Annotated in this window: 9 protein-coding genes and 1 pseudogene; 1 reads left to right on the top strand and 9 read right to left on the bottom strand. The window is 59.2% G+C overall.

Features of this window, described 5'->3' with window-relative positions; all coding sequences use genetic code 11:
* Window positions 1–517: 517 nt before the first annotated feature.
* Window positions 518–790: a hypothetical protein gene (locus AC5RUQ_RS02280; RefSeq protein ID WP_493946379.1), complete on the bottom strand. Its 273-nt coding sequence runs from the start codon at window positions 788–790 to the stop codon at window positions 518–520.
* Between the two features lie 1,196 nt (window positions 791–1,986).
* On the opposite strand from AC5RUQ_RS02280, the gene AC5RUQ_RS02275 reads away from it, so the two are divergent.
* Entirely contained in the window at window positions 1,987–4,140 is a 2,154-nt protein-coding gene (locus tag AC5RUQ_RS02275) for an amylo-alpha-1,6-glucosidase (protein WP_493945784.1), read from the top strand.
* Between the two features lie 2,673 nt (window positions 4,141–6,813).
* Here AC5RUQ_RS02275 and AC5RUQ_RS02270 read toward each other — a convergent pair.
* The 8 genes and pseudogenes from AC5RUQ_RS02270 to AC5RUQ_RS02235 all read right to left on the bottom strand — a co-directional run bounded on the left by AC5RUQ_RS02270 (window position 6,814) and on the right by AC5RUQ_RS02235 (window position 13,673).
* On the bottom strand, window positions 6,814–7,839 hold the full coding sequence (locus AC5RUQ_RS02270; protein WP_493945783.1) for a LacI family DNA-binding transcriptional regulator: 1,026 nt from the start codon (window positions 7,837–7,839) through the stop codon (window positions 6,814–6,816).
* 1,274 nt (window positions 7,840–9,113) lie between these two features.
* A pseudogene (locus AC5RUQ_RS02265) lies at window positions 9,114–9,654 on the bottom strand (transposase family protein); the annotation flags it as partial.
* 189 nt (window positions 9,655–9,843) lie between these two features.
* Window positions 9,844–10,386 (bottom strand): HEAT repeat domain-containing protein, encoded by a 543-nt coding sequence (locus tag AC5RUQ_RS02260; RefSeq protein WP_493945782.1) that lies wholly within the window; start codon window positions 10,384–10,386, stop codon window positions 9,844–9,846.
* Window positions 10,387–11,097: 711 nt separating this feature from the next.
* A complete protein-coding gene (locus tag AC5RUQ_RS02255) occupies window positions 11,098–11,370 on the bottom strand; it encodes a hypothetical protein (protein ID WP_458779752.1) in 273 nt (90 codons plus the stop codon).
* A 183-nt stretch (window positions 11,371–11,553) separates the two neighbouring features.
* Window positions 11,554–11,817: a hypothetical protein gene (locus tag AC5RUQ_RS02250; RefSeq protein ID WP_493945781.1), complete on the bottom strand. Its 264-nt coding sequence runs from the start codon at window positions 11,815–11,817 to the stop codon at window positions 11,554–11,556.
* 137 nt (window positions 11,818–11,954) lie between these two features.
* Window positions 11,955–12,254 (bottom strand): DUF4193 domain-containing protein, encoded by a 300-nt coding sequence (locus AC5RUQ_RS02245; protein ID WP_258804177.1) that lies wholly within the window; start codon window positions 12,252–12,254, stop codon window positions 11,955–11,957.
* Window positions 12,255–12,608: 354 nt separating this feature from the next.
* Entirely contained in the window at window positions 12,609–13,037 is a 429-nt protein-coding gene (locus AC5RUQ_RS02240) for a universal stress protein (protein ID WP_493945780.1), read from the bottom strand.
* A 156-nt stretch (window positions 13,038–13,193) separates the two neighbouring features.
* Entirely contained in the window at window positions 13,194–13,673 is a 480-nt protein-coding gene (locus tag AC5RUQ_RS02235) for a 6,7-dimethyl-8-ribityllumazine synthase (protein WP_493945779.1), read from the bottom strand.
* Window positions 13,674–13,677: the final 4 nt, after the last annotated feature.

The following is a 13,677-nucleotide window of genomic DNA, read 5'->3' as shown; positions in this document are numbered from 1 at the left end:
TGTCTAGAAGCCAAACGAAGTCACCGTCGGAAGTACACTCATCAACGATTCCCCTCTGCACGAATTTCCCGTCGAAACTTACTTCTACTACGTCACGTCGAGCTACGTTGTCCCAACGCATCCTAAAAATTCTCGTCATAGGTTTTGCACCGTTCCCTTATAAAACTACCTGATGAAATCATGTCGCCGTGTCTGAATAACTTGTGCACTGAGTGATTCTGGTACCAGACGGATCTGGCCTTTATGTTCCGTGGTATCTAATGATTGTCTGGCTTAAAGCATCGCCTGTAGATACACCAAACGACCGTGTCAGTTTGAGACACGTTGGCGCACCGCAGAGTCAGCGCGGCCCAAGGAGCTCAACGGAACAGTGAGAACGCTCACAACGGAGACTTCTCAGGACCTTTCGAATAAGGGCGTCTAGCGCCTGGAGCCCGAGTCTCGGCCCTCGACCCGAGCTCGAACTGGCCAATGGGCGCGCTGCGCTGCCACTATCCAGGTGCCTGCGCTGAGATCCTCAAAGTAACAGACGCGTCATCCGCGAGCTGTTGCGGCAGAACAATTTAGCGAACTTTCGATCCGGCTTTGCCGATAGAACGGCATGATTTCCAAGTGTCCCTCCAATGTCCACTAACTCCCTGCTGCAAGCTTTTGCCATGATCGGGATGGACAGCGATATTTCATTGATCATGTCTGGATCGGATATGCGGCCCACATCTCCCTTGGCGCTCATATCAGCCGGGACGCGCTCGAACTTTACGATGGCAATAGCACCGGCGTCTTCAACGATGCCGGGCTATCATCACTTGCGACGTTCACGATGACATCGTCCTCGAACTTCTGCCACCTCACGAGAGACCCTGTCCGGCAGCGGTCGCCGGCGGTCCGCATAATTTCGATCGCTGTCAATGCCTGTGAACAAGAACCCCGTCCGATTTGAGAAATGCCTGGTTTTCGGACTGGTCATTCACAATCCACAGCACTCCCCCACTCTCCGAGATTTCTTCTACTAGACCTTGAGCGACGATCCTCGCATTCCTCAAGATGTTCACTCGTTCACCTTGTTGCAGTTGTCGCCAATCGGAAAGCGCAGCGTGCTTTCTCTGTCTCCTATGAGCTTCTCGAGCCTTCATTTACCTTCACCTTGATCTGTAAATAGGAATTGTTTGTGCAACAGCTTTGCAGGATCAACGTCGCCAATGACCTAGATCCCGAAAGCGGGTGTAGTAGCCATGCCCCTGCAGCATTACCTTGTTCCATGTCCTCGTGGCACCGTGTCAGGCCATCGCTGCCATGGTGTCGGGCCATATGCCGTCGATGGTAAGACAAACAACTGAAACCAGTGAGTCGTTGGAAGCAGGCAACCACCGCCCAATGGGCTCTCTCAACTCCGAGCGCTGCTTACGCTGTTCCGACTCGCCGTCGAAGGCCACCTGTGGGTTGCATTGTTCATTCACGCGTAGCTCCCACTCGAGGTTTCGACCGTGCGCAAGCTTCCGGTTCATCATTTTGATCAACTCACCATGCTTTGAGAACTAAAAGGTCTCCTCCAGCATGGGGTTCGGGGCAAGGAACAAAACGTGTCACTTTGAGACAGCTGCCGATACCCATACCTGCGGCCTGTGATCGGGTGCGTTAGCAATCAGGTTTTCAAACATCTCATCACCCTGTATTCGTAGCGGCAGAAGCGACGTCGGTCGCCGATGTTGCCAAGCGGTGTGGGGACATTTTCGATTCCCTCAACCGGAGGAACTCCAGGCTGGACGCCTTCTCCCGGTAAGGGCGTCGACATCACCGCGAGCACCTTTTGTTGCCGAATCTCGCCGTCCAAGGCGGTATCAAAGGGAGATCATTTACGAGTCAACGCGAGGGTGGCGCCCCGCCATAGACGAGCGTAGCGTCAATATCGGTGAAGACAGCGGCCGCCAGCCGAAGACGAAGAGCCAGCCACTACACCCACGTGTCGGGAAGCATGAAGGAGCCGGGATGGCTGGATGGAACGCTGACACAGCAGCCGGTCCACTGGGCGGGACGGTCACGCTGGTGGATGGACCGAACTTCTGCATTTCATCCGCGAGTGGTGACATCTTTCCCGAGTATCCTCACGGGGTTTTCCACGAGGACACTCGAATCCTGTCTCGCTGGAACCTGACCGTTAACGGACAGATGCTGGAACCCTTGGCGGCCGAGACCAAGGAGCCCTACCGTGCCCTGCTGGCCGGACGTGTGCCGCACACGGACGGGCACCCGGACAATTCCCTCATCGTCGAGCGGGTGCGGGAAATCGGGGGCGGGCTCCTGGAACAAATAACAGTTCAGAACTACTCCAGGCAGCCCGCCGAGTGCGTGGTTGCCCTGACTGTCGAATCGGATTTCGCAGACATCTTCGAAGTCAAGGGGGCCAAGATCCAGAGGCAGTGGAATGAGACACGGCAGGTGGACGGGGACTCCCTAATAATCGAGGCCACTTGGAAGGACACCCGCAAGGGTGTCATCGTCAAGGCCGAAGGCGGCGCCGTCACCGCAGAGGCAATAATCTACAAGAAGACTGTTCCCCCGCGCGGCCGCTGGACCATGCTATTGAGCGTGGCACCCGTCGTGGACGGGACCGGAGGACTTGCGCCTACTATTCATCCCGATGTGGACGGCCTGTCCCCACGTGTACGCCGTCGGCAGGAATGGGTGGCAAAGATTCCCTTGCTAGAAATGGGAAACCGCTCAATCCAGCGGACCTTACGGCGTAGCTACGACGACCTGGGTTCCTTGCGTATCGAGGATCCGAAACACCCGGATCGGGTAGTGGTTGCCGCCGGGGCGCCCTGGTTTATGACGTTGTTCGGGCGAGACTCTCTGTGGGCATCCCTCATGGCCCTACCGGTTGATCCTTCAATGGCCTTAGGCACGCTGCAGACGCTCGCTGACCGCCAGGGCAGCGTGGTGGACCTGATGAGCGAGGAGGAGCCAGGCAAAATACTGCATGAGGTCAGAATGGATGTGTCCAGTGTGCTGGCCTTGGGCGGGAAGTCCGCGTATTACGGAAGCGTCGATGCCACGCCGTTGTTCCTGATGGTACTTGGTGAGGTGAGCCGCTGGGGTTTCGGTTCCGAGACCATCACTGCGCTGCAGCCCCACGCCGACCGAGCGATGGAATGGATCCGTAATTACGGGGACAGGGATGGAGATGGCTTCGTCGAGTATGTTCGCCTCAACGACCAGGGATTGATAAACCAAGGCTGGAAAGATTCGTGGGACGGCATTAACTTTGCCGACGGGGCCCTCGCAGAGCCGCCAATAGCGTTGTGCGAGGTCCAAGGCTACGTCTACGGCGCCTGTCTGGCAGCGGCATGGATGGCGTTCGACGCCGGCGACCGGGAAAAGGCAGCTGACCTACGGGATCGTGCGGCCCGGCTGAAACGGCAATTCAACGAACAGTTCTGGCTGCCAGACAAAGGCTATTACGCCGTCGCATTGGACCGCGACAAGCGACCAGTCGACGCCTGCGCCTCCAACATGGGCCACTGCCTGACGACCGGTATCGTCGACAAAGACAAAGCACCACTGGTCGTGGAACGGCTGATGTCCCCCGAGATGTTTAGCGGTTGGGGGGTACGCACCTTGGGATCCGACATGGGCGCCTACAACCCGGCCAGCTACCATAATGGGGCGGTATGGCCCCACGACAACGCGATTATCCAAGTCGGTCTCATGCGCTACGGGTTCGTGACGGAGGCGCAGCGGATCTCGACGGCACTCCTGGAGGCCGCGGATTTTTCGGCGGGGCGCCTTCCAGAACTGTTCTGCGGGTTCAGCAGGGAGCAGTTTGCCGCGCCCGTGCCCTATCCCACGGCGTGCTCGCCGCAGGCGTGGGCGGCCACGACACCCATACAGCTGGTGACAACATTAATGCGCTATGACCCCGACGTTTCCTCGGGCGGCGTCTGGATGGACCCTGTCCTCCCGGAATCCTACGGCGACCTGCACATCACGAACGCCCCTATGGGGGCTGGCCGTATCACCATCGATATCTCCCACTCTGCGGTATCAATTCAGGGACTGCCCGAGGGCATGGTGTTCCATCGAGGATACCTACCCTGGGTGGGTGACCTAATGGAACAGGCCGCACCGCAGTCCGAGAAATAAGTCGGCGCAAAAGGTTTTTTATACCTACATGCTGAGGCGTGGGTGCCAGAAGAGAGCGGTTACCTAGACGCGCCGCACATTCACGCATGCCGTGTCCCAATTTGGCACAATGCGATTTGATCAGCGGCAAGCATACTCAATTGATGCTGCTGTTGCTTACTTCAGCGCGAGCCACACCCCTCGACGGTACGCAAACGCAATCAAGGAGAAGATAGTTGTTGGATAGCCATTACTCGCTCGCTTTCCTTTTCGCGGGTCGAGACGTTAACGGCGCTCGGAGCGCTCTTCCGGATGCGCCGACTATCACGGATCAAGACCAGCTTCTGTTTCCGTGGTCAAGGAATCTGAGAGCGCGCATTGCTACTGCACTGCACCGGGCAACATGGGCTTTTGAGTCTGCCGATAACAATCGTTGAAGTCACTCATCTCTGAACCCCCGCCCTAGGCGGCGTGACAGTATCAGACGCATGCGATCACGACACGTCGGGTAGAACGATCAGGGTCGGATACTTGCACGCCTGGCCCAGTGTTCCTCCTGTTAGGGCACACCCCGACCTGACGAAACGGAACCTTTGTGGATCACCACCAAGATGAAGTAGCAGCTTGAGGCGAGGAAATCCATGCCCCGCAGCTCAAAGAAGGGCGACGAGCTTCCATTCAGGGAGTGGGGAGAGCCGAAAGGCTGCTTCGTCACGATTGGACGGGCGCAGCCCTTCCAGTCGGAAAGTGTAGTGGTTGTCCTTGGCGTGCTGTATCCGAATGTCCTCCCACAAGTTGTCGCTGCTAGCACCCACCTTGATTTGGTACTTCTACCTCCCGGCTTGACCGCCGGCCGGCAAAGCATGGACGTTGTCTTTTACGACCCGCTGTCTTCTAGTTGGAACGGTGACGAGGTACCCCTAGCCGCAAAGCATCGAAGGAAGTCCAAGGGCGATGGTTACGCAAGTCGCACTCAGGCCCAGAACGCCGTTGCCCGCGATCTGGCCTTGCTTCGCTTAAGAAAACGCGAGTAGTCGCTTGCTCTCGACGGCCATCTTTTTCGGATGCTACTCAAAACTCTCCTGACTAACACGTCCCCACCGAAGAAAACAAGGAAGGCTCCTTGACCCCAATATCTTTCGAAATCTTCGACTGGAACAGGCTTAGACCCGGTGATGAGATCGAGGTGCTCGATGGTGGTCTGGTCATTGCACGTGGAGTAATCGAAGACTTGGCTTCGGATCAAGACACTATCCGGCTCAGACTCTCCTATAGGAGAAGTGAACGGATATACCGCCGGGACGACGGCTGGCAGGTTCGTCCTATTTGCCGGGAATGAGCCAAGCCGTGAAGGTCGATTTCCAGCTGTGGATAACCTGAATTGGACCCGCCATGGACCGATCAGAATCCCCCAGTTCCGCCTCGTGATCAGTAACGGGTTTGCCGGCCGAGGCAGCTGGACGGAATATGCGGTATCGGCGTTTGTATCCCCTGCAAGGGTGGTTGAAAACCTTCACTTTCGGCGTTGCTGGTGCCGCTTGCGTCCTACGCCTTCAGGAAGCCCTGCAAGAAAAGCATTCACCACCGCTGACGAGCCGGGACGGCAGCGCAGGAAATACCAAGCGAAGAAGTACAGCGAGGACAAAAGCATGCATAACCAGCTTCATGATTCTGGACCGCCTTCAAATAACAGGAGCTTCGGTGAGGATCAGAGGTCCCCTGGCATGCTGGAACTCATCGTGCCTGAAGGAGAAGATGTGGAGTCCACCCTCGAAGCTGCCATCGTTCAAGTTACTCCGGCCGCTAGCAGAAACGGCATGGGTGTCCTGGTCACTGAGATCCAGGAGGGACACTTCGTAGTGCGGGCGCACCCGGAGGTTCCAACTGGCCTCATACGGAGCAATGCTAGGCGCCAAAGGGAGTAGGGACCCTAGCCAATGGACCAGAAGTTTCGCCCAGTTAGGCACACCACAACTGCTCATTAGACGACCACTCTCAGCCAAATTGCTGCTTGCATTGGGTATGGGCGAGCGTGGTCGCGTGGCCAGCAGCATTGTCACTTGATCACTTTCGGATGGGACCATGGCTTACTCGGTTCGATGGCGGGAACATGGGACCCGTCGCCACGGCCGTGTGACCGTAGGGTCGGAGCGGGAAGCTAGTGGCCTCGTGCAGTACCTCAATGACAACGGGCAGATGTAGGAGCCGTCTCCGCCTGCCAACCATCGGGGAAGCAAGGCGTTCCCACCGTCGCGGAAGTCGTCCAGGAACATATCCACCTGCTGGTCCGTCCCTCCCCCCGGGGAGCATCGGGACGTATCAGCGGATTCTCGACCATGGGTACGCCCGCCCGGGGGGGGGCTGCTCCACGCGCCAGTCGCTCCACAGCGCAATCCCGTGCAAGGCACTGCCGGTGGCCGCCTCATTGATGGGCAGCTCATAGCGTTGCACCGCGAAGGCGTAGGCGCGTCGTTCACCCGGTTCGGCCACGGCATAGGAGTCGTGCCTGCGAACGCGGGAGACAGCTCCTCGGCGGGAAGGGCAGGAGCAGGTCCTGTCCGCCAGCGAGGCTGTGCAGGCCGGCCCCCCCAGTAGTGACAACTGCCCGTGCCGTCCCCCGACTCGAGGGTGATGAGCCCACCGTTGGCGTTGACGAAGAATGACATGGTGTTCCTGCGGGAGGAGTGGCCCGGATCAATTCCTGCCGGGAGGTGCTGTGCTTTGGCGGACAACGAGTGATGTTGCGAGGTCGAGACGCAGATTGTTGGGGCGTTCGCCCTCGCGCAGGCGCAGAACCATCCGGGCAGCTTCTTCGGCCATCTCAATAAGGGGCTGGTGCACTGTGGTGAGCGCCGGGCTGGACCAGCGTGCCACCTGAAGGTCGTCGTATCCTACAACGGACAGATCCCCGGGAACGGACAGGCCAAGCTGGCGGGCGGCATCGAGCACTCCCAGGGCCTGCAGGTCACTGCCCGCGAAGATGGCGGTGGGCCTTTCCTTCATGCCCAGCAGCTCCAGGGCATGGGCGCGTCCGCCGTCCACCTGGAAGTCGCCATATCTGATACGCGACCGGTCGATTGCAATACCAGCTGTAGCCAAGGCGGAGTTGTAGCCGTCGACCCGCGCCAGGGAGCACATCATGTCCTCCGGGCCGGAGATGGCGGCTATCCGCGTATGGCCGAGTTCGATCAGGTGGCGGGTTGCCATCATGCCTCCGGCCCAGTTGGCGGAGCCAACGGACGGAACGCCGGGGGCGGAGTCACCGGCGGGGTCAATGATGGCAAAGGGAATGGAGCGGGCATCCAGCTGCTGCCGGTATTCCAGCGGCAGGTCGGAGAAGACGAGGACAACCCCGGCAGGTTGCCGAGCCATCACGCCCTCCACCCAGCCCGCACCCGGCGCGTGCCTGGTGCCACTTTCGGTGAGGACGACGCTCATGCCGTTCTCTTTAGCGACATTTTCGACGCCGCGGATAATTTCCAGCGCCCAGGCGCTTTCGAGCTCAAGGAAGACCAGCTCCAGGAGCGCCGACTTGGTCGATGCCTTTCGCCGTTTGTACCCATGCTCCTCCAGGAGCTCCTCCACTTTCGTTCGGGTTTTCCGGGAAACGTCAGCGCGGCCATTGAGGACCTTCGAAATTGTCGACAGCGATACGCCCGCCTCCTCCGCCAGCTGGGCGAGAGTAACGCGCACGTCCGAAGAAGAAGCAGGGCTAGTCATGGAAATACAATTCAAAGATGAACCATTACAGTTAGGTGGCCAAAGGAAATGTTCATTACCCACGACAATCACGAAGGCGGCTTACTATACCAGCGCCCCAAGCAGATGCACTGGATTGCTGGGCTACTCAGGAAGCTCTTGCCTGAATTAGCCCAAGGCATTGTTATCGGAAATAGTTCCTGCCCGTCTCGCACTGCCGGTGGGACAGCCTTCCAGCTGTGCGCTCTATTGAAGGCCGTCCATAAGTCGTTGAAGGTCGCGGGCAACTTGAGATAGGGCGACAGCTCTTGCCTGCTGACGCGATTGGAGCATCCATTCAGCGTCCCTGCGCCCCTGCTGTTGCCTTCGGGACCGCACCCTGTCAGGGAAAAACTCGGATTCTGATGCCCTTGTGGGGGCAAATGGATCGTAGAAGAGCTTCATCAAAGGCGTGTCGTTTCGACCGTTACCCTCGGACATGGTCCTCAATTCCTTGCTACTCAAGACGGGGAAGGTGGCATCGGGTCATTCGCGGGTTCCCCGCCGGGGAGGAGGAAAGCCGTGCCCTCCGCGGTTTGGAGCATTAGCGAGAATTGCCTTGTCATTTCGTCCCTGCGACTTTCCGTTCTGACGGTGTCAATCAGTCTCAGGTCCACGGCAGAAATGGCAGTGTCCATCACACTCGTCGTCATCGGCGATTGGTATCAGAGCCGGGATCCAGCAGCTGTTCGACATAGTCTTCTTTCAATTTGGGGTGTTCTACTCACGGGATATGCAAGAAAGAGCCTCTGGAATGTCTTCGCCTCCCCCTGGGTGGCGGCCTCAAAGTGGGAGCGCAGCTCATCAAAGTCGGAGTCGAATGTTCAACTGAGATCAGGCGGCGCGGAAAGGTCGAAGACCACGCCCCCACCTATCGCGTTTCCCAGCCATCGAACCTGCGCCATCGCGCGATGCTAGGTACCTGCGCGGAGGAGCATGCCACCGCCAGTCCGGGCGTCCCTCGACGCAGGCCGGAAAACGCCGGCGGCAGAGCCAACCGGTACTTCGAAGCATCATAGGAGAACTCGGAGTGCATTCGGGAAGAGTCGTCCACGCCGATGCCCTGCTCCTGCACTTGCCCCCGTTTCATGTCTCCATCGTCACCATGCGGCATGTCGGGTCTCCAATCGTAGTGATCAGCTCGAAGTCTACGGAAGCGCGTCCCAGCGGGAGTGTGCCAAATCAGAACGGGACTGGACCTTGGATTGGTATGCCCGTGCGAGCCCCTTGGACGGGAATAGGGAACGTCAGCTCGGGCCCCGCTTCTTGGAGAAGGACGACCAGATGCCGTGGTCCCATGCACAGCCGCTGGACCCTGTTTTCACCCGCCAGGAGGCCCATCTCCGAGAGTTCGTCGACGATGAACCGGTATCCGAACGCCGGGTCCTCGGCATGAATTTCCCGGGCGGCGTTGACTTAGTGCGCATCCACCCGGTCCGTTCGGTCACCGGACTGGCCCTCCACCGGTAATAGCCTTGCTTGCTGAACTTCAACACCCTGCAGGTCACCGCCACAGGAACACCGTCGGCGGCAAGATCCCTGACCAGCGGGTAGACCATCTTGGGTTAATGTCCCTGGCCAGATAGGCAGCAGCCCGGTGCAGAATCTCATTCTCCTGCTCCAACAGGCGGTTCCGCTTCTTCAACTCCCGCATCTCGCCCGACTCCACGCCTGCCGGCCGGCCCCGGAATCTTCACGTTCGGCGATTACGCTCCGCCGCTTCAACGTGGTGACCGAAAGCCCGAAATCCTTCGCAATCTGGGCCAGCGGCGCCTCGCCCTTGCGGGCCACATGAATAACGTCCTGGCGGAACTCCGCCCCCCTGAGCCGTGGGCATGGTTACCGTCACTTCCACGAGCACAAGCTCGCTAGGTCAAGGAGTTAACGAAACCCGGGGCAGTCCCTTCTGAATCTCGGGGGCCATGTTCACGATTCAGGAGGTTGCCATGTTCGATGGCAATGACTCCTGCGAGTAGGAGGATCCGCTCAATGGCCCGCCTCTCGCGGGAGGCCGTCCGCGCTCTCGAGGGCTTGTTCCGACGGTAGTGCGTGCGCAACGACGTCCGGACCTAACCGAGCGGCAAGTGTAAGCAGTCCCTTGCCGGCGGCGACCGATTCGACGGGATCAGGCGAGCCAAGGGCTGCAAGCAGTAGCGGGATTTCAGATTCCATTCCACAATGGGCCAGCGCCCTCAGGGCCGTAACCCGGACCGCTCGGTCGTCATCTCCTTCGGCTACCGCGCGTAGCACCTTAATGTTGCTTAATGCTGGCCAGTGACCGAGTGCAGTTATTGCTTTGCGGCGCAAAGTGGGATCTGTATTTGAAGTGCCCGACTCTTGGGCGATTTGGCGGAGCAGCGCGGCGTGTTCGTCTGTGAGCTGCGCGAAGTTAGGTACCGACTCCGGGAGATCGTGCGTCCGGAGCAGCGTGGTGAGCTCCTCGCGGGCCCGTACATGGGATATATCATCCCTGATCTTGAAGTCGGATGGGCGAACGGCGGGTTCTTCCTGTGCAGCTTTATCCTCCATGACAATCGTCTCCTAATCCTCTATTTTGACTCCGCAATTACCGATTATGGTGCGACGGTGTGGTGTTGTCTGGTGGCGGCTTATTAGCCAGGCTTATGCGGTCGGTCGGCCCTAACCACCGCGGTCCCGCTAATAGCAACATCAATTCTGGGACGTCGACTGTGCCAATTAGAGAACTTAAGCCCGCTCGCGTCCTGACTGGCATGGACAATACGCGCCCCTGAAAATGCCGACGGCATGCCCCTAACGAGTTAGGGCTCACCCCAGCCTGACGTAAAGGCGGTTTCGCAGGGGAGGATTCACCTGCCTTGGGGCTTCGGTCTTGTTCTCAGACACCTGTGAGCCGCAAGAGGGGACTTCGTCAGCTCCTGCCGCAAGCGGGTCTCACCGAGTCCCGGTTCTTTGGCCTATTTCGATGATTCTCGGGCTACCGCACCTCGGTTTCCTGCCATTCGGCTGTCAGGGTGGGATTTGAGACCATCATGAGCGACGGCCCAAAAAAGGGAAGTTTCGCCCTATTCTGACGCCACGCCGATCGTTGCTTCGAGTTTCGCTTGCCAGCTGAGGCCGGCCGATCGGCCGCCGCAGGTGGCCCCGCGCTGTCTGCCAGGCCGTCCAATGCGGCTGTTCGGTTCCTTTGGCCTGACCGGACTGGTGACTGTGACGGGCACAAGAAAAGCCCCGGATAGTGGTCCGGGGCTTTGGGGCCGGCTATCGCTCGATCGTGACGCTGAGGTCCAGATGGATGTCAACCGTGGCGAGACGGTCCTGGAGGAAGCGTGCAAGGCTCGCATCAGTCGCGGTGTGTGCGCCCTTCGGGACGGCACCGCGGAAAACAGCCTGGGTATTCGTGGACCTGAGCACGTCCAGGGGCGCCCAGTGCCGGTGTCCGGCGCTCAGTCGTTCAATGTCAGTGCGGAAGGTGCCGCGGTGGTCATTACGGGCTGAGGCGCGCATGGTGAAGGGAATGAAAGCTGTGGGCAAGAGGGTCCTTTCGAATGAGGCAGCCAACGGTCAGCGGCCCCATCAGCAACAAGACGCTGGAAGGCGTCCCTATTCCTTTTTCGCTCCAAGAGAGTCGAGCCTCACGTGGCACTGCTGAAGATCAGAACCCAAAACCAGCTGAAGACCCTTGAATCATGCACGCCTGGCCAACGAGAGTAGCCATCAAGGCGTCAGCGTCGTTTTTCGGGCCGGACGGTACCTGTCTGCGAAAGCAGCGAGGGAGCTCTGGAGCAGCGTCATGCTGTCCAGCATGTCCACGGGTCTGGAGCACGCCCCGGCTGACAGCGGGCTGACCATCCACGCGGCGAACACGTTGTGCGGGACCTTCAGCGCCATGGCGTGGTCAAAGAGCCGCAGTACGGGTTCGTGGAGAACCCCGTCTTTGAGCTGGAAGCCCGGGCAGAAGGTTTCCTCGCCGATAAACACCGTAGACGGTCCGGCGCATCCCTTCGGGCTCGCCGAGAGACCGGAAGTGGGTCTCCATGTCTGCCGCGGTTGGCAGGGTAAATTCTTCGCGGATGCTGTCCCAGACCTGCTCCGGGACAGCCGGCCAGTAGTGGGGCTCAGCCCTCACATTCGACACAGTAGGCATGGCCGTCCTTCTCGCGCGCCTTCTGCGAACGGTGGCGGACCAGGAAGCACGAGTTGCAGGTGAACTCATCCTCAGCCTGCGGAATGACCTGCACAACGAGCTCTTCGGCAATGAACTCGCCGCCCGGGGTCAGGCCGTCGAGGGTGTCAGCCTCGTCGAGCTCCTGAACTACAGACTTGGCATCCGGTGCTTTGGCGGACTTCAGGGCCTCCAGCGAATTTTCCTGGGACTCCTTAACGTCGGTGCGCAGTTCGTCGTAATCGGTTGCCACGGCGGTGCATCTCTTCTCTGTTGGGGTGGGTTACCGGTCCTGCAACGTACAGGACATGGGAAGAATTCCCCAAAAAAAGGTGCTGTTCCTCCCCCTCCCCTATTAATCCGGAAGAGGAAAGGCCTATGCCAAGGCCCGCGAGACGTCGTAGCCAGCCGACTTGCCCGAGACAGGCAAGTTAACGGAAAATCCGTTATCGGCTCTTGATATTGGGTGTGCAAGAGGGCGAGAAATCGCGCGATACGACGGGTGTGAGTTTGTGTATACCCGAGCTGCCAGAACGCCAGGTCCGGCGAAAATCGTAGCTATTCCGAGAGCCAGGATCGTCAACAAGATATGGGACGCGCGTGACTGTCAGTCGGCGTCGTAGGTATTAGCGATGTAGACGTCGCATGGCGCGTTGTGCGCGACGCTGTTGGCAACGCTGCCTAGGACGCGTCCGATGCCCTGCATCCTGCGGTTGCCGACCACGATGATTCGGGCCTCCACGCGGATGGCTTCCTGGATGAGGGCATCTGCGGGCCGGCCCCTGGCTGCGGAGTAGGTCACCTTCACGCTCTCCCCTAGGGACTCCGCCACAGTCCGTGCCACGTGCTCGGCTGCGTCGAAGGCGGTCACGGTCAATTTGTCACTGCCGCTGCCGACCACTTCGGTCCGGTCAGTGTCAAAGGCCGACACCACGTGGAGCGATGCGTTCAAAGCCGCTGCCAGGTCGCGGGCCGACTCGGCTGCCTGCCTTGCTGTTCCGCTCTCGTCAACCCCAACAACAATGATTCCACTCATATCTAGGTTCCTTTACTCGGGTTCGGGCGTGGGTAAGGCCTACCAACGCCACACGCTTCCTCAATGGGCGTAATTGCATCGTGCTTTGCTTCCTCTTCTGCACGAGAGGTCATTATTGGCTCGTGCAGGGGCGGCAGGAAGCGGTACCTGTCAGACCTACACGGACGCCAAGGTTTTAAGAGTTGAGGCGAGAGCGTCTGCCAGTTCCTGCCCCTTGGTTACGAAATGCCGGGAAAAGTAGTTGTGGTGCTCTTCGTGCTCGTGAAAGTGGTGCGGAGTCAGGACGCCAGAAAATACCGGCACGTCCGTTTCCAGTTGTACCCTCATGAGGGCGTCCACAACGCTTTGTGCGACGAATTCGTGGCGATAGATACCGCCGTCAACTACGAGGGCGGAAGTGGCGATGCCCGCGTATTGTCCGGACGCTGCAAGCCGTCGGACGAGTAGCGGAATTTCGAAGGCGCCGGGCACCTGGTAGACATCAACGTTGGTGATGTCGAGTTCCTTGAGTCGGGCTTGGAAGCTGTCGACGGCACGATCAACGATGTCAGCATGCCATCGAGCGCTAACGATCGCTACGCGCGAGGAGGAGGTGGCCGGAGATGACAAGGGTGGTTCCTTTCTTTGGGAAGTCATTTGG

It is taken from the genome of Arthrobacter sp. MDT2-3 (genome assembly GCF_059090465.1).
The sequence above is the reverse complement of the archived record's forward strand: the minus strand, read 5'-3'. Positions and strand labels throughout refer to the sequence as shown.